14 protein-coding genes are annotated in these 19,413 nt (G+C 68.0%); 9 read left to right on the forward strand and 5 right to left on the reverse strand.

Annotated features, from left to right (window positions below; translation table 11 throughout):
* Positions 1-363: 363 nt before the first annotated feature.
* The 3 genes from WS70_RS06180 (at position 364) to WS70_RS06190 (ending at position 3,110) form a co-directional block, all read left to right on the forward strand.
* Positions 364-1,428 carry a glycosyltransferase family 4 protein gene (locus WS70_RS06180; RefSeq protein ID WP_059468983.1) on the forward strand — a complete coding sequence of 355 codons (1,065 nt, stop codon included), beginning with the start codon at positions 364-366 and terminating at the stop codon, positions 1,426-1,428.
* 292 nt (positions 1,429-1,720) lie between these two features.
* Positions 1,721-2,593: a hypothetical protein gene (locus WS70_RS06185; RefSeq protein ID WP_059468984.1), complete on the forward strand. Its 873-nt coding sequence runs from the start codon at positions 1,721-1,723 to the stop codon at positions 2,591-2,593.
* 55 nt (positions 2,594-2,648) lie between these two features.
* A complete protein-coding gene (locus tag WS70_RS06190) occupies positions 2,649-3,110 on the forward strand; it encodes a DUF2214 family protein (RefSeq protein ID WP_082722260.1) in 462 nt (153 codons plus the stop codon).
* A 280-nt stretch (positions 3,111-3,390) separates the two neighbouring features.
* On the opposite strand, the gene WS70_RS06195 is transcribed toward WS70_RS06190, so the two are convergent.
* The 4 genes from WS70_RS06195 to pdxY form a co-directional block, all read right to left on the reverse strand.
* Positions 3,391-4,563, reverse strand: a complete 1,173-nt coding sequence (locus WS70_RS06195; RefSeq protein ID WP_059468985.1) for an NAD(P)/FAD-dependent oxidoreductase — start codon at positions 4,561-4,563, stop codon at positions 3,391-3,393.
* A gap of 98 nt (positions 4,564-4,661) precedes the next feature.
* Positions 4,662-5,810 carry a branched-chain amino acid ABC transporter substrate-binding protein gene (locus WS70_RS06200; RefSeq protein ID WP_059597289.1) on the reverse strand — a complete coding sequence of 383 codons (1,149 nt, stop codon included), beginning with the start codon at positions 5,808-5,810 and terminating at the stop codon, positions 4,662-4,664.
* 724 nt (positions 5,811-6,534) lie between these two features.
* On the reverse strand, positions 6,535-8,637 hold the full coding sequence (locus WS70_RS06205) for a phosphocholine-specific phospholipase C (protein ID WP_059468986.1): 2,103 nt from the start codon (positions 8,635-8,637) through the stop codon (positions 6,535-6,537).
* A gap of 481 nt (positions 8,638-9,118) precedes the next feature.
* The gene (gene pdxY / locus WS70_RS06215) at positions 9,119-9,982 is read right to left on the reverse strand and encodes a pyridoxal kinase PdxY (RefSeq protein WP_059469016.1); all 864 of its coding nucleotides are present in this window, start codon (positions 9,980-9,982) and stop codon (positions 9,119-9,121) included.
* A gap of 185 nt (positions 9,983-10,167) precedes the next feature.
* On the opposite strand from pdxY, the gene WS70_RS06220 reads away from it, so the two are divergent.
* On the forward strand, positions 10,168-11,391 hold the full coding sequence (locus WS70_RS06220) for an alpha/beta fold hydrolase (RefSeq protein WP_059597251.1): 1,224 nt from the start codon (positions 10,168-10,170) through the stop codon (positions 11,389-11,391).
* A 297-nt stretch (positions 11,392-11,688) separates the two neighbouring features.
* On the opposite strand, the gene WS70_RS06225 is transcribed toward WS70_RS06220, so the two are convergent.
* The gene (locus WS70_RS06225; protein ID WP_059597288.1) at positions 11,689-12,699 is read right to left on the reverse strand and encodes an LLM class flavin-dependent oxidoreductase; all 1,011 of its coding nucleotides are present in this window, start codon (positions 12,697-12,699) and stop codon (positions 11,689-11,691) included.
* Positions 12,700-13,371: 672 nt separating this feature from the next.
* Between WS70_RS06225 and hpnI the strand changes: the two genes are divergently transcribed.
* From hpnI to bamE, 5 genes are all read left to right on the forward strand, one after another.
* Positions 13,372-14,550 (forward strand): bacteriohopanetetrol glucosamine biosynthesis glycosyltransferase HpnI, encoded by a 1,179-nt coding sequence (gene hpnI, locus WS70_RS06235; RefSeq protein WP_059468989.1) that lies wholly within the window; start codon positions 13,372-13,374, stop codon positions 14,548-14,550.
* A 116-nt stretch (positions 14,551-14,666) separates the two neighbouring features.
* Positions 14,667-16,088, forward strand: coding sequence for a hopanoid biosynthesis associated radical SAM protein HpnJ (gene hpnJ, locus WS70_RS06240; protein ID WP_059597250.1), 1,422 nt, complete (start codon positions 14,667-14,669; stop codon positions 16,086-16,088).
* 3 nt (positions 16,089-16,091) lie between these two features.
* Positions 16,092-16,979 carry a hopanoid biosynthesis-associated protein HpnK gene (hpnK, locus tag WS70_RS06245; RefSeq protein WP_059597249.1) on the forward strand — a complete coding sequence of 296 codons (888 nt, stop codon included), beginning with the start codon at positions 16,092-16,094 and terminating at the stop codon, positions 16,977-16,979.
* Positions 16,976-18,016 carry an HpnL family protein gene (locus WS70_RS06250; protein WP_059468992.1) on the forward strand — a complete coding sequence of 347 codons (1,041 nt, stop codon included), beginning with the start codon at positions 16,976-16,978 and terminating at the stop codon, positions 18,014-18,016. Before hpnK ends, WS70_RS06250 begins: the two co-directional genes overlap by 4 nt.
* Before the next feature lie 453 nt (positions 18,017-18,469).
* Complete coding sequence (gene bamE / locus WS70_RS06255; protein ID WP_059469017.1) at positions 18,470-19,030, forward strand: outer membrane protein assembly factor BamE domain-containing protein; 561 nt, start codon at positions 18,470-18,472, stop codon at positions 19,028-19,030.
* Positions 19,031-19,413: the final 383 nt, after the last annotated feature.

Genomic DNA, 19,413 nt, shown 5'->3' on the forward strand with positions numbered 1-19,413 from the left:
CGCGCGCACGGCCTGTCCGCGCATGGAGCGGGGCAGACGCAACTACTCTAAGACGGTCTTCAGGTCAGGAGATTGGCAAAGTGTTGCGTCTTTGTAACAACGTAAAGACTTTGAAATGTTGTGCGCCGCACTGTCCGCGACACCCGATAATCGCCCTCGGGTTTGCCCTTAGGTGTTTTACTGGAACCTGTCAACGGATTCTCCGCTGAAACGTTAACTGCGCGTGCGGCGCGGCCTGCGAGGCAACGCAGCTTCAGTGTCGCGAGCCGGCTCGCCGGACGTCCAACCGACGTCGCGGCGGCGTTCGGCAGGCGGGCGATCGACCCGCTGCTTTATTTTTTGCCGATTTTTTAGGAGTTACACATGCGAATCGCTCAAATCGCTCCGTTGCACGAAGCGGTTCCCCCGAAACTGTACGGCGGTACCGAACGGGTGGTGTCCTATCTGACCGAGGCGCTCGTCGAGATGGGACATGACGTCACGCTCTTCGCAAGCGGCGATTCGCAGACCTCCGCCAAGCTCGAGGCCGTGTGGCCGCAGGCGCTGCGCCTGGATCCGACGATCCGCGACGTGATGGCGCCGCACATGCTGCTGCTCGAGGAAGTGCGCCGCCGCGCGGACGAATTCGACGTGCTGCACTTCCACATCGACTACTACCCGTTTCCGCTGTTCTCGCGCCAGCCAGTGCCGCATCTGACGACGCTGCACGGCCGCCTCGACCTGCCGGAACTGCAGCCGATCTTCAACACGTTCGACAACGTGCCCGTCGTGTCGATCTCCGACAACCAGCGTGTGCCGCTCCCGCAGGCGAACTGGCTGTCGACCGTCTATCACGGCCTGCCGGAAAACCTGCTGAAGCCGATCCCGGACGTGAAGCCGGGCTATCTCGCGTTCCTTGGCCGCATCTCGCCGGAGAAGCGCGTCGACACGGCGATCCGGATCGCCGAGCAGGCCGGCATGCCGATCAAGATCGCGGCGAAGCTCGACAAGGCCGACCGCGCGTACTACGAAGAGAAGATCAAGCCGCTCTTCTCGCTGCCGCACGTCGAGTACATCGGCGAGATCAGCGAAGCCGAGAAGGCCGAGTTCCTCGGCAACGCGCACGCGCTGCTGTTCCCGATCGATTGGCCGGAGCCGTTCGGCCTCGTAATGATCGAGGCGATGGCGTGCGGCACGCCCGTCATCGCGTTCAAGCGCGGCTCGGTGCCTGAAGTGATCGACAACGGCGTGTCGGGCTTCGTCGTCGAGGACGAGCTGTCGGCCGTCGCCGCCGTCAAGCGTCTGCACACGCTGCCGCGCGAGCGGGTGCGCGGCGCGTTCGACGCGCGCTTCACGTCGAAGGTGATGGCGCAGAACTACCTGAAGGGCTACGAAGAGTTGCTGCGCCAGAAGCGCCGCACCGTGCTGCGCGAAGTCAACGCAGGCTGACGCGTCGCGTCTTTCCCGCGCGCGAGGTCTGCGGGGATGTGCTTGCGCGCCGCACGCTTCATCGATGCCCCGCCCGGGCCCACCGGGCGGGGCATTTTGCATTCGGGGCCGGGAACCCGGCCGATCCGGGCGCGCGCGCCCGGCATCTGTTGTATCCGCGCCGCGCCGCCGCGCTCCGAAACGCCGCAAACCGGCGATTTGCGGCGCGGGGGCGTCAGCCGACCTAGTAATGTCCCTATAATGGCCGTGCCGTAAAATCAGGCCCCGGCAAGGCCGTCAAGAGGAGAGAGTTTTGGCGAGAACGAAAACCACGCGCGCGAATCCGGCTCCCGGCTCGGGCGTCATTTTCGCGTTGCGAGCCATCGGTCTCGTGCTGCTCGCCCGCTGGCTCTTCTCGATGTCTCTGATGGGCTATCGCGCGTCGCTGTCGGCGATGGCGTCGTCGCCGTGGGCATGCATCAACGTCGTCCTCATCTTCCTGCTGCTCGTGCTCCCCGGCGCGCAGGCGCGCGCCGAGCGGCCGTTCCATCCGCTTCCGCAGTGGCTGCGCCAGGCGCTGCGCTTCTTCGCGTTGCTCAGCTTCCTGTTCGCCGTATGGTCGGTCGGCGTGTTCGCATGGGCGGCCGGCTGGCGCCGCGCGCTGCACGCGCTGACGGTCAGCAACGGCTGGCTCGTCGCCGCGCCCGCGCTCTATGCGGCCGTCGTCTGGATGTGCCGGCCGCGCGCGCTGTGGCGCACGAACGTCGCCGCGCGCCGCTACGCGATCGGCCGCTATGCAATCTCGCTCGATACGCTGACGCGCACCGTCGTCGTCTGGATGGAAAGCCGCAAGGTCGGGCAATACGACGCGCGCGAGCTGTCGGTCCGCTGGCCGAAGGGCGCCGCGCCTCGGTCCGTCGAGCCGCGATCCGTCGCGCCCGCCGCAGCCGACGCGGCCGACGCCGACGCGCCCGCCGCATCGCTTTCTTCGCCGCGAACGGCAGCGTCCGCGCCGCCCGCGCAGGGGAACGGCCGGCGGTTCGCGCGACCGAAGATCGAGCTGCTGTGGGATTCGCCCGCCGCAGTCGGCCATAACCGCCAGATCGTGATGCGCGTGCCGCTCGCGACGGAAGGCGACCGCGTCGCGGCGCGCGCGCTCGACGCGTCGCTCAAGCAGATCGCGTGACGCGGGCGGGCCGGCTCGTGCCGCCGCGTTCGCTTCGCCGACACCAGGAGGACCGATGTTGACCGTTCGATGGTTGCTTGCAGCCGTCCATCTGCTCGCGTTCGGTTTCGCGTTCGCGTCGATCGCCGCGCGCAACCGCGCGCTGCGGCGCGTCGCTGCGTCGCGGCAGTCCGCCGATCTGCCCGCCGTGTTCAGGGCGGACGCGATCTGGGGCGTGTCCGCGCTTGTGCTGATCACGACGGGCATTGTCCGTGCGTTCGGCGGCTTCGAGAAGGGCGGCGAATACTATCTGCACGCGCCGCTCTTTCATCTGAAGATGGGCGCGCTCGCGCTGATCCTCGTGTTCGAACTGATTCCGATGATGGGGCTCATCCGCTGGCGCGTCACCGCGCGCCGCGGGATGCTGCCCGACCTCGCTCGCGCGCCCGCGTATGCGCGGATCGGCCATGTTCAGGCGGCGCTCGTCGTCGTGATCGTGTTTGCCGCGGCCGGGATGGCGCGCGGCGTAGGGCTCTGACGCACGCCGGGCATCGCGCGTGCGCGGCGGCTGTCGCGTGCGCGGGGCTCGCGTGTCGATGCGTCGCCGACGGCGAATGCACCGATGCGCGCGGCGATCGACGCGTCGCGCGTGCGTCGGCCCTTTCCATGTGCGCGACGGCGGCTGCCCGCAAGGCATTGCGGGCGCGGTTGCGTGCGCGAGCCGGACGTGCGTCGGCGCGTGACGACCCACGTCGCGTGACTGCCGCGCGCGCTTGCCGCTTCACACCTGGCCGCCCGCGCCGCGCGGGTTTCCTCCGTTAAACGACGTTCTTCTCGACGATCGGCCGGCCAGCCAGCACGCGCTCGAAGCCGAGCGGTGACAGGTCGAGCGACGCGTACCGTCCGTGCAGGATCAGCTCCGCGACGCCGCGCCCCGTCGCCGGCCCTTGCTGCAGCCCGTGCCCCGAGAAGCCGTTCGCGAAGATGCAGTTGTCGACGGCCGGATGCGGCCCGATGATCGCGTTCTGGTCGAGCACGTTGTACTCGTAGTAGCCCGACCAGCTGCGCACGACTCGCAGCGCCTCGAACTGCGGCACGCGATGTGCGAGCGTCGGCCAGATCAGGTCGTCGAAGAGCGCGTGGTCGACGTCGTCGAGCGGCAGATCGTCGAAGTCGCGCTCGGACGGCGGCGCCGCGCCGCAGATGAACGACGCGCCTTCCGGCCGGAAGTAGACGCCGCTCGGATCGACGACGAGCGGACAGCGCGGCAGCGCGGCCGGCGACGTCACGCTGAAGATGCTGCGGCGGCGCGCATGGACGGGCAGCTCGACGCCGACGAGCGCCGCGATCGTGCGCGCCCACGGTCCGGCCGCGTTGACCATCGCGTCGCAGTCGTATGCGTGGCCGTCGCTCGTCAGCAGCCGCGTCACGCGGCGTCCGTCGACGCGCGCGCCCGTCACGTCCGCGCTCACATACTGCGCGCCGAGCGCACGCGCTTTCTTGCGCAGCGCCTGCACGAGCCCGTAGCCGTCGAACCAGCCTTCGCCGCGCTCGCCGTAGCAGCCGGCCGCGAGATCGTCGGTGGAAAGCCACGGGAACGTCGCGGCGAGCGCGTCGCGGCTCAGATAGCGGATCTGCGCGCCGAGCGACGTCTGCAGCGCGTGGTTCTCGCGCAGCGTCGCGTCGCCTGCCGGCGTCGCGAGAAACAGATAGCCGCCTTCGTGCAGATCGATCGACGGATGCTCGCCGTCGATCGCGAGCCGCTCGCCGAGCGAGCGCAGGAACTCGATTCCGAAGAGCGACATCCGGATCGAGAGCGGCGTCGAGAACTGCTGGCGGATCGATGCCGCGGACAGCGCGGACGATGCGCGCGCATAGGTCGGATCGCGCTCGATGACGGTCACGGAGACGCCCGGATCCATCGTGCGCAGGAAATAGGCGGTTGCGCTGCCGATCACGCCGCCGCCGACGATGACGACTTTCGAATGCATCGAAACTCCATGGGATGGGCGCGATGCGCGCCGGTCGAGAGACGGGCCGCGCGCGTGCAGCGCGTCGCGTGCGGCCTGCGGAAATCAGGGATGGCCGATCAGCCTCCCTTCGTGACGATCGTCTGCCACGCGCCGTTCTTCACCTGGTAGAGCGTCGACATTCCGCTCTTCAGCGAGCCGTCGCCCGCGAACGCGATGCGGCCGGTGATGCCCTCGAAGTCGGCCTTCTTCAGCGTGGGCTGATAGGCGCCCGGATCGGTCGAGCCCGCCGCCTGCATCGCCTTGATCGCGGCCCACGTCGCGTCGTAGCCGAACTGCGCGTACGACAGCACGTCGACGCCGAATCGTTTCTTGAAGCGCGCCTCGAAGTCCTTGCCCTGCGGCAACTGGTCGAGCGGCCGGCCGTATTCCCACGCCATCGCGCCTTCCGCGGCGGGGCCGGCGATCTTGATGAACTCGGCGTCCTTCACGCCGCCGCCGCCGACGAACTGCGCGGTGAGGCCCAACTGCTTCATTTGCTTGATGAAGTTCGCGGCGAGCGAATCGAGGCCGCCGAAGAAGATCAGATCGACGTTCCTGCTCTTCAGGCTCGTGATCTGTGCGCGGAAATCGACGGCCTGGTTGCTCGTGTATTCGCGCGCGACGATCGCGCCGCCCGCGGCCTTCACGGCCTTGTCGAATTCGTCGGCTTCGCCCTGGCCGAACGCCGTGCGGTCGTCGACGATCGCGATCCGCTTCGCCTTCGACACGTCGACCGCATAGCGGCCCGCGTTGCCCGCGTTCTGGCCGTCGGTCGCGATCACCATGAACACGTGCGCGAGCCCGCGCGACGTGATGTCGGGATTCGTCGCGGCCGGATCGATGACGGGGATGCCCGCCTTGTCGTAGACGACCGACGCAGGAATCGTCGTGCCCGAATTGAAGTGGCCGACGACGACCGCCACCTTCTTGTCGACGAGGCTCTGCGCGGCCTGCACGCCGATCCGCGGATCGGCCTGGTCGTCCTCGACGACGAGCTCGAAGCGCGCGGGCTTGCCGGCGATCTTGATCTTCTGCGCGCGGGCGTCGTCGAGCGCGAGCTGCACGCCGTTTTGCAGATCCTTGCCGTAGCCCGCATTGACGCCCGTGAGCGGCGCGGCGAAACCAACCTTGACGGGGGTGTCGTCGGCGGCGCGCGCGGCGCCGGTTGCGCCGCACGCGAGCGCGGCGGCGAAGGCGAGGGAGGACAGTGATGGGCAGAGTCTCATGTTCATTCCTTGTAGCGATGCACGAACGGGACGCGAGAAGCGCGGATGCGAGATGCCGATGCCGCCGCCGGCTTGGCGGGAGCGGCGATGGCTATCCGATTTATAGAAGGCCAAATTGGACGAGTCTTGTTGATTTGCGGCGCATCGGATGCGGATTTGCGCATAGCCGTGCGGTGGCGCGAGAGGTCGGCGAGCGGCGGGGAAGCGTGGATTCTGCAGACTGTTGGCGAAGTTCGGCGTGCGCGTGCGCGAGCCTGTGTGTGGCGCATTGCAGCAGAAGTCGACGAAGCGATGTCGGGCGCTCGGAAGCGGTGGGGGAGGTTCGGACGGGCGGCGGCGGCTGGCTTCTCGCGGCGCAGGTGAGGCGGACGATGGACGGCCGGAGGGCCGCGTGTCCGGATGGCGGCGAGATAGCGAGATAGCGAGCGACGGGACGGCGCGCGCGTGACGTGCCGCGTAGCGAAGAGAGGACGGCGCGGTGCTTTCCTTTCACGCGAAGCGCCGATTTCGTATGACGGACCACCGGCGCGCGCCGGACCGATCGAAAAGTTGCGCGGCAAGTGCGCTGTGCTGCGCGCGTCTCGTCGCGCGTCCTGAAGAGCGGCCCGGCGGGCATCGATCAGTCATGCGGCTGCGCGACCGGGCGTCGCGCAGCCGGACGATCGCCTGCGTACGTCCTCGCGCGCGCCGCTTCAGGGGCGCGCGCAATCGCACGAGGCGACGCTCAGACCGTCGCGATCAGCGGATCGCTCGTGCTCGGCCGGCCGGTCTCGACGTGCCCCGCGAAGCGGCGCAGGAAGCCGTTCGGCGTGCCGTCGGAGACGGTCAGGTCGTACCAGCTTTGGCTGTCGCGCAGATCCCAGTAGTCGTTGATTCGCTGACCGGGCTTCAGCTCGTAGACACGCGGGCTGTCGTTGCCGTACGCGTTCGCCACCGTGAGCCGCACCGTCGCGCGGCCGCGGTTCGACAGGCGCAGCGTGAGGTTGCCGTTCGCGACGTCGTAGCCGTAGATCACCTCCGGGTTCGCGGCGACGCCGAGCGCCGCCGCGGTCGAGCCGCGGAACTGGCACAGGAAGCCGTTCGGACCGTACACGGTCAGGTCGTAGAGGCTCAGCGTGAGCGCCGTGCTCCATTCGTCCGACAGCCGCTTGCGCGCTTCGACCGTGTACGCCCACGGACCGTCGATGCGATTCGCGGCCGTCACCTGGAACGCCGCGCCCGCGCGGCCCGTGTTCGCGAACGTCAGCTTGAACTTGCCCGTCGACGTGTCGATGCGGCCGAACGCGAAGAGCTCGTACGGCAGCGCGCGAGCGGCGCGCAGGCCCGCTTCCTGTTTCGGCATCGACTGCACGACGGGCGGCACTGGCACGTAGCTCGGATGGCGGTTGCGATCGGGCGGCGCGTAGCCGCTCGTGTCGGGCAGTTGCGGCCAACTGCCGTCGGGGCTCGAGAAGTTGAACGCGGACGTGAGGTCGCCGCACACCGCGCGGCGCCACGGCGTCACGTTCGGCGCGCGCACCGTATAGCGGTCATTGAAGCGCGCTTCGATGAATTGCAGCAGCGACGTGTGATCGAACGTCTGCGAGCAGACCCAGCCGCCTTTCGTCCACGGCGACACGACGAGCATCGGCACGCGCGGCCCGAGCCCGTAGGGCCCGGCCATGTGCTTCGCGTCGCCCGGGAAGATCTCGCCCGCGGTCGATACCGTCGACAGCCCGTTGTCGCGCGATTGCGGCGCGAACGGCGGCGCGACGTGATCGAAGAAGCCGTCGTTCTCGTCGTACGTGATGAAGAGCGCGGTCTTGCTCCACACGTCCGGATTCGACGTCAGCGCCTTCAATACCTGCTCGACGTACCACGCGCCGTAGTTCGACGGCCAGTTCGGATGCTCGGAATACGCTTCCGGCGCGCAGATCCACGACACCTGCGGCAGCGTGCCGTTCTTCACGTCCTGCTGCAGCACGTCGAAGAGGGTGCCGCCCGCGCTCACGTTCGTGCCCGTGCGCGCCTTGTCGTACAGCGGGCTGCCCGGCTGCGCGTCGCGGTACTGGTTGAAGTAGAGCAGCGAGTTGTCGCCGTAGTTGCCGATGTACGGATTCTGCGTCCAGCCCCACCCGCCCGCGGCGTCGAGGCCCGTGCCGATGTCCTGATAGATCTTCCACGACACGCCCGCCTGCTCGAGCGTCTCCGGATACGTGCTCCAGCCGTAGCCGGCTTCCTCGTTGCCGAGCACGGGGCCGCCGCCCGCGCCGTCGTTGCCGACGTAGCCCGTCCACATGTAGTAGCGGTTCGGATCGGTCGAGCTCGGGATCGAACAGTGGTATGCGTCGCAGATCGTGAACGCGTCGGCGAGCTGGTAGTGGAACGGGATGTCGTTGCGCTCGAGGTACGCCATCGTCGTCGTCCCCTTGTTCGCGATCCAGCGGTCGCAGCGGCCCTTGTTCCAGGCGCCGTGCGTGTCCTGCCAGCCGTGCGGCAGGTCCTGCAGGAACTGCATGCCGAGATTGGACGCGTTCGGATGGAACGGCAGCAGCTCGGCCGGGCCCGCGAGCACCGGCTGATGAAACACCGACTTGCCGTTCTGCATCACGAGCGGGCGCGGATCGCCGAAGCCGCGCACGCCGCGCAGCTTGCCGAAGTAATGGTCGAACGAGCGGTTTTCCTGCATCAGGACCACGACGTGCTCGATGTCGCGGATCGTACCGGTGCGGCGGTTCGCGGGAATCGCGAGCGCTTCGCGGATCACGGGCGGAAAGAACTGCAAGGCGGCGGCGCCCGCCGTGCCGGCGGCGAGGCGCAGAAAGTCGCGGCGATTCTGTTTGGTCATGTTGTCGCTTCCTTGTTTGGAGTGGGGGCAAGACCGCCGGAGCGGCAGCGGCCGAATGGAAGTTGGTCGCGATACGTGATGCCGTTTTGCGCGGCAGCGCCGCCGCGCAACGTCGCCGGGAGGATATCGGGGAAACGGTGTCATTCGGATGAACGCGCGCCGATGCGCATACGGATGCCGGATCGCGCGCTCGAATGCGACGACGCGGGTCGGGATCGACGCGGCGGATGCGGCGACGGGCGGAGGGCGGTTCGGCGGCGCGGCGGCGCGGCGCGAGCGGGCCGGCGACGAGCGTGGCCGAGATCGTGAGGATGGAGATTGCGGCGGTGGCTGCGAGAACTGCGAGAACTGCGAGAACTGCGAGAACTGCGAGAACTGCGAGAACTGCGAGAACTGCGAGAACGTTCCGCGCCGCGGCGGCCGAAGGAGATGCGGGCGAAAGCGCGTGCGGATCAACACGCGGACGGGCGCGCGCGCCGCATCAATCCGCGCCCGTGACCCACGCGCCGAACCACTCGCTCGGCTGCGCGATCTCGTCCTGCGCGGCGACGAGTTCGAGCTCGTAGCGGCGCGCGTCGTAGGTCGCCTTGACGACCGCGTGCACGGCGGCGAGCGTGTGCTCGAACGCGGCGCGCACGCTGTCGCCGCGCAGTCGCCGCGCGACGAAGACCGCGCTCGTCAGGTCGCCGACGCCGACCGGATGCCGCGGAAACGCATACAGCGGACGCTGGCCGATCCACGCTTCGGTTCCGGTGACGACGAGCATGTTGAAACGGTCGGCGGGGCTGTTGCGGTCGTGAAGATGCTTGACGAGGATCACCTGCGGGCCGCGGCGGATGATCGAGCGGCATGCTTCGACAGCCTCGGCGACCGTCTCGATGCGCTGTCCCGCGAGCTTTTGCAGCTCGCTGTGATTGGGCGCCATGCCGTCCGCGAGCTCGGGCAGCTCGGCGACGATGAATTCTTCGACGCCGGGCTCGGGCCGGATGCCGCCCGTCTGTCCCATCGCGGGATCGCAGAAGTACCACGCATTCGGGTTCGTCGCCTTCACGGTGCGCACGATCTCGACGGCAGCGCGCGCCTGCGCGGGCGAGCCGAGGAAACCCGAGAGGACCGCGTCGCAGCGCTTCAACGCGCCGATCGCGGCGATGCCGTCGACGAGCTGCTCCATCTTCGCCGCGTCGATCGCGCTGCCCGCCCAATGGCCGTACTGCATGTGGTTCGACAACTGCACGGTGTTGAGCGGCCAGACGTTGACGCCGAGCCTTTGCATCGGAAACACTGCGGCGCTGTTGCCCGCATGGCCGTAGATGACGTGCGACTGGATGCTGAGGACGTTTTTCATGATCGAGTGTGCCTGCACGCGGCAGGCGCGTCGGACTACGTCGAAAGATACATGACTTTCCCGCATTGGCGGAAACATCTGGTAATACAGTATCGCGGGTGTCGTCAGCCCGTCGAAAGTAAAATTGTGCGCGGCTTGCGCGAATGTCTGGCTTGCCGTTTCCTCCTCTTTTTTCGGCTTCGACAATGTTCCGGATTCGCATAGAGTGGTTCGCGCGGCTCGCCGCGATATCTGCGGCCGCCGTCATGGCGACGACGATGCCGGAAGCGTCGGCGTTCGCGGGCTCGCCGGGCGTTGCGTCGTCGGCAGGGGCATCCATGCCGTCGGCTGCCGTTCCAGTTGTCGCTTCGGGCGTCGCTTCGACTGCCGCCGCGCCGCAGGCGAGCGCTTCGCCTGCCGTCGCCGCGCAGACGAGCGCGGGCATGCGCGCGAAGGCCGACGGCCCTGCGTACGGCGCGGAGCTCGAGGGCTTCGCATACGCGTATCCGGTGCATCGCTACGCGTTCACGTCGCAGCGGGAGACGCTGCAGATGGCGTACCTCGACGTGCGCCCCGAGCATCCGAACGGCCGTACTGTCGTCCTGCTGCACGGGAAAAACTTCTGCGCAGGCACGTGGGAGCAAACGATCGACGTGCTGACGAAGGCGGGCTACCGCGTCGTCGCGCCGGACCAGATCGGTTTCTGCAAGTCGACGAAGCCCGCGCGTTATCAGTACAGCTTCCAGCAGCTTGCGCACAACACGCACGCGCTTCTCGAATCGATCGGCGTGAAGGACGCGACGATCGTCGGCCATTCGACGGGCGGCATGCTCGCCGCGCGCTACGCGCTGATGTACCCGAAGGACACGCGGCAGCTCGTGCTCGTCAATCCGATCGGCCTCGAGGACTGGAAGGCGCTCGGCGTGCCGGCGCTGCCGGTCGACTACTGGTACGCGCGCGAGCTGAAGACGACCGCGGACGGCATTCGCCGCTACGAGCAGCGCACGTACTACGCGGGCGAGTGGTCGCCCGCGTACGAGCGCTGGGTGCAGATGCTCGCCGGCATGTATCGCGGGCCGGGGCGGGACATCGTCGCGTGGAATTCGGCGCTCGTCTACGACATGATCTTCACGCAGCCGGTGGTCTACGAGTTCGGCGCGATCAAGGTGCCGACGTTGCTCCTCATCGGCGACAAGGACACGACCGCGATCGGCAAGGACGTCGCGCCGCCCAACGTCCACGCGAAGCTCGGACGCTATCCGGCGCTCGCGAAGCGCACGCAGGCGGCGATTCCGGGCGCGGTGCTCTACGAATTCCCGTCGCTCGGCCACGCGCCGCAGATCCAGGATCCGGCGACGTTCCACACGGCGCTGCTCGACGGGCTCGCGGATGTGAAGCCCGTGCACGCGATGCACTCGGCGAGCGAGTAGGCGTCGCCGCGCCGGGCGCGGCGAGGTTCGGCGGGGCGGGGAGAGGCGCGCGTTCCCGCTTCGCGGCGGCGTCTTGAGTGTCCGGGCATCGCCGCGCAGTCGCTCATCGTCCGCTATGCGAGGGCTTTCACGCGGCGGCGTTCGTATTCCTGCACGACGTATCTTCGTACCGGCGTCGGCGTCGGCGTCGGCGTCGACATCGGCGTCGACATCGACATCGACATCGACATCGCCGTCATATCACGCCGGATTCGCGCCGCTACGGCGCGTCAATCCGCCACGCCGCCGCTTCCCCCGTCAACCCGCCGCTTCATCGCGCAGCTCGTCGCGCACCTGCGCGGCAATTTCATACGAACGCAGCCGCGCGCCGTGATCGTAGATCTGCGCGGCGACGATCAGCTCGTCCGCGCCCGTCTGCGCGATCAGCCGCCGCAGCCGCTCGCGCACGGTGTCGCGCGAACCGATCGCCGCGAACGACAGCGCGTGCGCGACGTTGGCGAGCTCCTGCTCGGTCGCGCCGAGCGCGTCGAGCGACTCGACGGGCGGCGGCAGCTGCCCGGGCGTGCCGCGCCGCAGCTTCAGGAACTGCTGCTGCAGCGACGTGAAGAGGCGCCGCGCTTCGTCGTCGGTGTCGGCGGCGAACACGTTCACGCCGACTATCGCATATGGCTTCGCGAGTTCGGCGGACGGCCGGAACTGCGCGCGGTACACGTCGAGCGCGCGCATCAGGTAGTCGGGTGCGAAGTGCGACGCGAACGCGAACGGCAGCCCGAGCATCGCGGCGAGCTGCGCGCTGAAGAGGCTCGAGCCGAGCAGCCAGATCGGCACGTCGAGCCCCGCTCCTGGCACCGCGCGCACGCGCTGGCCGGGGACGGGCGCGGCGAAGTAGCGCTGCAGCTCGACGACGTCGTCCGGAAACGAATCCGCGCTGCCGACCAGATCGCGCCGCAGCGCACGGGCCGTCGTCTGGTCGGTGCCGGGCGCGCGCCCGAGACCGAGATCGATGCGCCCGGGGTAGAGCGACGCGAGCGTGCCGAACTGCTCGGCGATCACGAGCGGCGCGTGGTTCGGCAGCATCACGCCGCCCGAGCCGACGCGAATCGTCTGCGTCGCGCCCGCGACGTGGCCGATCACGACCGCGGTCGCCGCGCTCGCGATGCCGGGCATGTTGTGGTGCTCGGCGAGCCAGTAGCGGCGATAGCCGAGGCGCTCGGCGTGCCGGGCGAGATCGACGGCGTGGCGAAACGCCAGTGCGGCGTCGGCGCCGGCGGGAATCGGCGCGAGGTCGAGAACGGAAAACGGAATCATGGCGAAGTGAAGACCGGTGGCATAGAGGACGGAACGCGGGCCGACGCGCATGCGGCGCGGCCTGCCGGTGATGCGTGTACGCAACAGGTGCGGTCGATTGTGCCAAAGCGTTCCGGATCGCGTCGGCGGCCGAAAGATATCCCTGCCGGCGACAGGGACGAGCGAAGGCGCCGACGTGACGCGGTGCGGCGCGAAAGATTGTTCTGTAATAGACTGTAATCGCGAGAAATACGATGAAATCTGAGCCGATTTGGCTCGAATATTTCATCTGGTACAAAAATCCACAGAAACCCTTACGTTTTGGACAGCGTGCGTCCTGCAAAGCGCTTACGTTAATACGAGGGCAATTGCGTGGAAATTGACTGCATCTGCGTGGATTTGCTGTTCAGAAACAGTGCTTTTCGGCGTGCGAGGCAAGCGTTGCCCGCGTGTCGCTGCTAAAATTCGCGGCCTACATACCAATCGCGCTCACGGATTCCGTTCTATTCCCCCTGCGCTTGCCGCGAAAAGTCGCACGAGGAGCCTCGGGATAGCGGCCGCACGGCCGGTTCCGGTGCGTTGCGCGTCGTTGAAAGTGCAAGTAAGAGGAGTTGGGATCGTGCTCGAAATCGTCCCCGCCAAAACACCGCGTTCCCGTTTTGTCTGCCGCCCGATCGTTCGGAGGCGCGCGGCATGACGGGATCGCTTTCCATCGTCGAATGGGCGTTGCTCGCGCTCACCTGCGCGTCGTGCGGCTATGCGGTGCTCGCCGCGTTCGCGCCCGCGCCGCGCGTGCCGCGCACGGCCGCACGCGACGGCTTCGAGCCCGTCAGCGTGCTGAAGCCGCTGTGCGGATCGGAGCCGCATCTCCATGAGAATCTCGCGACCTTCTGCGAGCAGCGGCACCCGCGCTACCAACTGCTGTTCGGCGTCGCGTCGGCCGCCGATCCGGCCGTCGCCGTCGTGCGCCGGCTGCAGGCCGACTATCCCGAGTGCGACATCGAGCTCGTGATCGACGCGCGCGTGTACGGCTCGAACCTGAAAGTCAGCAATCTCGTCAATCTCGCCGAGCATGCGCGCTACGACCGCCTCGTGATCGCCGACAGCGACATCGCGGTCGAACCCGATTATCTGACCCGCGTGACGGCGCCGCTCGCTGATCCGACGGTCGGTGTCGTCACTTGCCTGTATCATGCGCGCAGCGTCGGCGGCTTCTGGACGCGGATCGGCGCGCAATTCGTCGATGCGTGGTTCGCGCCGTCGGTCCGGATCACCCATCTCGGCGGGTCGAGCCGCTTCGGGTTCGGCGCGACGCTTGTGCTGACGCGCGCGACGCTCGATGCGATCGGCGGCTTCAAGGCGCTGAAGGACGAGCTCGCGGACGACTACTGGCTCGCCGAACTGCCGCGCCGCCTCGGGTTGCGCACGGTGCTGTCCGAGGTGAACGTGGCGACCGACGTCGCGGAGCCGTCGTTCGCGCCGCTGTGGCTGCGCGAGACGCGCTGGCTGCGCACGATCCGCTCGCTGAATCCGGCTGGGTTCGCATTCCTGTTCATCACGTTCACCGCGCCGTGGCTCGCTATCGGCGCGGCGCTCGCCGCGTGGCTCGGCCCGACGTCGGCGGCGGGTGCGACGGCCGGCGCGGCGGCCGCGATCGGCACGGTCGCGCGACTCGCGCTGCATGCGCGCAGCTCGGACGGTTGGCGCGCGTTCTGGAGCGATTTGCCGCTCGTGCTGGTGCGCGACGCGCTGCTCGCACTCGAGTGGCTCGCCGCCGCGTTCGGCACGCAGGTCGTGTGGCGCGGCGCGCGGATGACGGTCGTCGGCGGCGATGCGCGCGCGACGGTCGTGGAGGCGGGCGACGGGCGCTGAAGGGCGCCGGCACATACACGGGATGCGCGGGCGGCGACAGGCCGCCCGCGGTTTTCGAAACGAAACATTTGTACTCGAACGAATTGATATCTATGCAGCAGGCTACCGGAGCATTCATGAAAACGCTGTTCTTGCAGGCCCCTTCGTACGACGGCTTCGACGGCGGTGCGGGCTCCCGCTATCAGGCGAAGCGCGAGATCCGATCCTTCTGGTATCCGACGTGGCTCGCGCAGCCGGCCGCGCTCGTGCCGGGCAGCCGCGTCGTCGACGCGCCGGCCGACGGCCTGTCGGTCAAGGAGACGCTCGAGATCGCGAAAGACTACGATCTCGTGATCATCCACACGAGCACGCCGTCGTTCCCGACCGACGCGATGTTCGCGGAAGACCTGAAGAAGATGAAGCCGTCGATGCTGGTCGGCATGGTCGGCGCGAAGGTGGCGGTCGATCCGCACAACTCGCTGACGGCGACGGAAGCGATCGACTTCGTCTGCCGCGAGGAATTCGACTACACGTGCAAGGACATCGCGGCAGGCTTGCCGTTCGCCGAGATCCTCGGCATGAGCTACCGCGCGAAGGACGGCTCGATCGAGCACAACGGCCCGCGTCCGATGATCGAGAACATGGACGAGCTGCCGTTCGTCGCGCCCGTCTACAAGCGCGACCTGAAGATCGACAACTACTTCATCGGCTACCTGAACTATCCGTACGTGTCGATCTACACGGGCCGAGGCTGCCGCTCGAAGTGCACGTTCTGCCTGTGGCCGCAGACGGTCGGCGGCCACCGCTACCGCACGCGTTCGGTCGAGAGCGTGCTCGCGGAAGTGAAGTGGATCCGCGACAACATGCCGGAAGTGAAGGAGATCATGTTCGACGACGACACGTTCACCGACTTCAAGCCGCGCGTCGAGGAAATCGCGCGCGGGCTCGGCAAGCTCGGCGTCACGTGGTCGTGCAACGCGAAGGCGAACGTGCCGTACTCGACGCTCAAGATCATGAAGGAAAACGGCCTGCGCCTCCTGCTGGTCGGCTACGAGTCGGGCGACGACCAGATCCTGCTGAACATCAAGAAGGGCCTGCGCACCGACATCGCGCGCCGTTTCAACGAGGACTGCAGGAAGCTCGGCATCAAGATCCACGGCACCTTCATTCTCGGCCTGCCGGGCGAGACGAAGGACACGATCAAGAAGACGATCGAGTACGCGAAGGAAATCAACCCGCATACGATTCAGGTGTCGCTCGCCGCGCCGTACCCGGGCACGCGTCTCTACGAGCAAGCGATCGAGAACGGCTGGCTCACGGAGAACAAGACGATCAACCTCGTCAGCAAGGAAGGCGTGCAGCTCGCCGCGATCGGCTATCCGCACCTGTCGCGCGAGGAGATCTATCACCACCTCGAGCACTTCTATCGCGAGTTCTATTTCCGGCCGGCGAAGATCTGGGAAATCGTCCGCGAAATGCTGACGAGCTGGGACATGATGAAGCGCCGTCTGCGCGAAGGCGTCGAATTCTTCCGTTTCCTGCGCGCGCACGAGGCGTAACCGGTGGCGGGTCCCGACGCGGCGCCGCGCGCGCTGATCTTCACGGCGGACGACTTCGGCCTGCATCCGCGGGTCAATGCGGCCGTCGAGCGCGCGCACCGCGACGGTGTGCTCGCGGCCGCGAGCCTGATGGTCGGCGCGAGCGCCGTGCGTGATGCGGTCGAGCGTGCGAAGCGCCTGCCGTCGCTCGCGGTCGGCCTGCACATCGTGCTCGCCGACGGGCCCGCGACGCTGCCCGCAAGCGACATCCCGGCGCTCGTCGGTCCCGACGGCCGCTTCGGCGACGCGATGGCGAAGGACGGCTGCCGCTTCTTCTTCCTGCCGCACGTGCGTGCGCAACTGCGCCGCGAGATCCGTGCGCAGTTCGAAGCGTTCGCGGCGACCGGGCTCACGCTCGATCACGTGAACACGCACAAGCATTTCCATCTGCATCCGACCGTGCTGTCGATGATCATCGACATCGGCCGCGAATTCGGGCTGCGCGCGGTGCGGCTGCCGTACGAGCCGTCAACGCCGTTCTGGCTGAAGCCGTGGATCGGGCTCGTGCGCGCGCGGCTCGACCGCGCGGGGATCGCGCACAACGATTACGTGGTCGGCATCGAGCACACGGGCGCGATGGACGAAGCCGTGCTGCTCGACGCGCTCGCAAAGCTGCCGCCGGGCGTCGGCGAAATCTACTGCCATCCGGCGGAGCCGGGCGACGGGCCGATCACGCCTTCGATGCGCGACTACCGGCCGGCAGACGAGCTCGCTGCGCTGCTGTCGCCGCGCGTCGCGGCCGCGGTGGAGGCGGCGGGCGTCGCATGCGGCGGCTTCGCCGACGTGTTCGGCGGCGGCGCGCGTGCGCGCATGCCGCGCGGCGCGCGGATCACCGGAGCGCAGCCGTCATGACCCGCTGGATCAAATGGCTCGGCTGGCCGCTCGGGATCGCGATCCTGCTCGCGCTCGTCGTGCACGAGGGTGTCGGCGACGTCGTTCGCGTGATCGGCCAGGCCGGTTTCGCGCTGTTGTGGCTCGTGCCGTTCCACGGGCTGCCGCTCTTGCTCGACGCGCACGCGTGGCGCCTGCTGCTCGACAAGCGCGCGTCGCTGCCGTTCCTCTGGTGGATCGCGACCGTGCGCGAGGCGGTGAACCGGCTGCTGCCCGTCGTCGGCGTCGGCGGCGAGATCGTCGGCATCCGGCTCGCGCGCTGGCGCGTGCCCGACGCGAGCCGCGTGACGGCGTCGGTGATCGTCGAGGTGCTCGTGACGATCGCCGTCCAGTACGCGTTCGCCGCGCTCGGCCTCGTGCTGCTCCTGATCGCGACGCAGGAGAGCGTCGGCGCGAGGACGATCGGCGTCGCGCTCGTGCTGTCGCTGCCGATGCCGGTGCTCGCGTTCGTGCTGATGCGCCGCGGCGGCGTTTTCCACGCGATCGAGCGCTTCGCGAGCCGGCTGCTCGGCGATTCGCACCGGCTGCTGCAAGGCGTCGACGGCAAGCGCCTCGACGCCGACATCGACGCGCTGATGTCGCGCGCGGGCTTGCTGTTCCGTGCGTTCTTCTGGCAACTGGCGGGTTATGTCGTCGGCGCGCTCGAGATCTACTGGGCGCTCGCGCTGCTCGGCCATCCGGTGTCGATCGGCGGCGCGGTCGCGATCGAGGCGATGACGCAAGCGGTGCGCCACGCGGCATTCATGGTGCCGGGCGGTCTGGGCGTCCAGGAGGCGACCGTCGTGCTGCTCGCGCAGATGTTCGGCGTCGATCGCGAAACGGCGCTGTCGCTCGCGCTCGTCAAGCGCGTGCGCGAGCTGCTGTTCGGCGCGCTCGCGCTCGGCTCGTGGCAGCTCGTCGAGTTGTCGCGCACGCGGCGGCGGATTCGCAGCCACGCGCGGCGCGCGGCCCGTGTGGCGGCCGCCGTTGCGCAGCGCGAGGTCGAGTCGTTGCCGTGACGGCGCAGTCGGGCGGCGGGGCGCTTTTATTTCAGGATGTTGGCTTGCCGATCTATTGATCCGTTGATCTGGCGGCTCGAAGGCTCGAAGGCTCGAAGGCTCGAAGGCTCGAAGGCTCGAAGGCTCGAAGGCTCGAAGGCTCGAAGGCTCGAAGGCTCGAAGGCTCGAAGGCTCGAAGGCTCGAAGGCTCGAAGGGGCTGACCATGTGCCCGCCCGGCGGTTCGACCGGCGGCAGCCCGGCCGCGCGGCCGGGGCCATTCCGATTTTCTTTCCTTCGCGGCCCGGTTTCGGGCCGACCGTGGGCCGTTGCGCACCAAGTGCTTGCCGCACGACGCGGCGATACGGCGCGCATGCTTCGAGCGCTGCGTCGAGTTCCGCTTCGGCGTACGACAACCGTGGTGCGGTATGCTTGCGCGCGTGTTCGATGATGCGCGCAAGCCGCGCCGTTTCCCGATGACGATGTTCCGATTCCGTGTCCTTCCCGTCGCTTTGCTTGGCGCGGTGCTCGCGCTTGCCGGCTGCGACGATCAGCAAAGCGAGCAGACCGTGCAGCGATTCAAGGATTTCTTCAACGCGATCAAACCCGCGCCGCTGTTCCTCAAGGGACTCACGCCCGGCGTGACGACCGAGGCCGAGATCCGCAGCCAGATGGGGCGTCCCGAGACCGAGCGGGTCTACACGGACGGCTCGAAGCGGCTCGAATATCCGCGCGGCCCGATGGGCAACGAGACCTATATGGTCGACATCGACGCGAACGGCCGCTTCACCGCGGCGACGCAGGTGCTGACGGCCGCGAACTTCGCGAAGATCCGGCCGGGCATGACGGAGGACGAGGTGCGGCGGCTGCTCGGCAAGCCGACCGAGGTCGCGCGCTATCCGCTCAAGCCGGAGACGGTGTGGAGCTGGCGCTGGCTCGAGGACGGCGTCAATCAGGACGCGTTCTTCAACGTCCATTTCGGACCGGACGGGATTGTTTATACGACGTCGCGCTCGGACATCCTGAAGGGTCACTGAGCGGCGCAGCGAGGCGGGGTGCTCCGAAGGGCGGGTCACCGGGCGAGGCGCGTCATCCCGGCGGCGCGTTGGCGGTCGGTGCATCGGTGTGTATCCGTCGCGACGGCGAGCGCGTACGCGCGCTCAAATGCTTGCCACGTCTCACCGGTTCGGCTCCGTGCAACGATCAGCGGCTGATGCGCGAAGATTTCTGCCCGTCGCAGGCACCGCTCACAAGTGTTCTCGAACGCCTGTAGGCACTAGCCGTTATTCGCCGGCGCTCGCAAACAGCCTGCCATTATTGGCCTGCCGGCGCTCGCAGACGCGGGCCGGCCATCCATCTTTCCGCTTGGTTTTCGCACTGCGAGCGTTGCCTACGGCTGCGCTGCGCGGCCACCGGCCGC

Origin of the sequence: Burkholderia mayonis (assembly GCF_001523745.2) — a bacterium.
Taxonomy (GTDB): Bacteria; Pseudomonadota; Gammaproteobacteria; order Burkholderiales; family Burkholderiaceae; genus Burkholderia; species Burkholderia mayonis.

Bases quoted from the DNA above. Each gene is read 5' to 3' on its own strand.
- bamE (WP_059469017.1), top strand. From the start codon at position 18,470: ATGACGATGTTCCGATTCCGTGTCCTTCCCGTCGCTTTGCTTGGCGCG.
- pdxY (WP_059469016.1), bottom strand. From the start codon at position 9,982: ATGAAAAACGTCCTCAGCATCCAGTCGCACGTCATCTACGGCCATGCG.
- hpnJ (WP_059597250.1), top strand. From the start codon at position 14,667: ATGAAAACGCTGTTCTTGCAGGCCCCTTCGTACGACGGCTTCGACGGC.
- WS70_RS06220 (WP_059597251.1), top strand. From the start codon at position 10,168: ATGTTCCGGATTCGCATAGAGTGGTTCGCGCGGCTCGCCGCGATATCT.
- WS70_RS06205 (WP_059468986.1), bottom strand. From the start codon at position 8,637: ATGACCAAACAGAATCGCCGCGACTTTCTGCGCCTCGCCGCCGGCACG.
- WS70_RS06195 (WP_059468985.1), bottom strand. From the start codon at position 4,563: ATGCATTCGAAAGTCGTCATCGTCGGCGGCGGCGTGATCGGCAGCGCA.
- WS70_RS06180 (WP_059468983.1), top strand. From the start codon at position 364: ATGCGAATCGCTCAAATCGCTCCGTTGCACGAAGCGGTTCCCCCGAAA.
- hpnI (WP_059468989.1), top strand. From the start codon at position 13,372: ATGACGGGATCGCTTTCCATCGTCGAATGGGCGTTGCTCGCGCTCACC.
- WS70_RS06190 (WP_082722260.1), top strand. From the start codon at position 2,649: ATGTTGACCGTTCGATGGTTGCTTGCAGCCGTCCATCTGCTCGCGTTC.
- WS70_RS06250 (WP_059468992.1), top strand. From the start codon at position 16,976: ATGACCCGCTGGATCAAATGGCTCGGCTGGCCGCTCGGGATCGCGATC.
- WS70_RS06225 (WP_059597288.1), bottom strand. From the start codon at position 12,699: ATGATTCCGTTTTCCGTTCTCGACCTCGCGCCGATTCCCGCCGGCGCC.
- WS70_RS06200 (WP_059597289.1), bottom strand. From the start codon at position 5,810: ATGAGACTCTGCCCATCACTGTCCTCCCTCGCCTTCGCCGCCGCGCTC.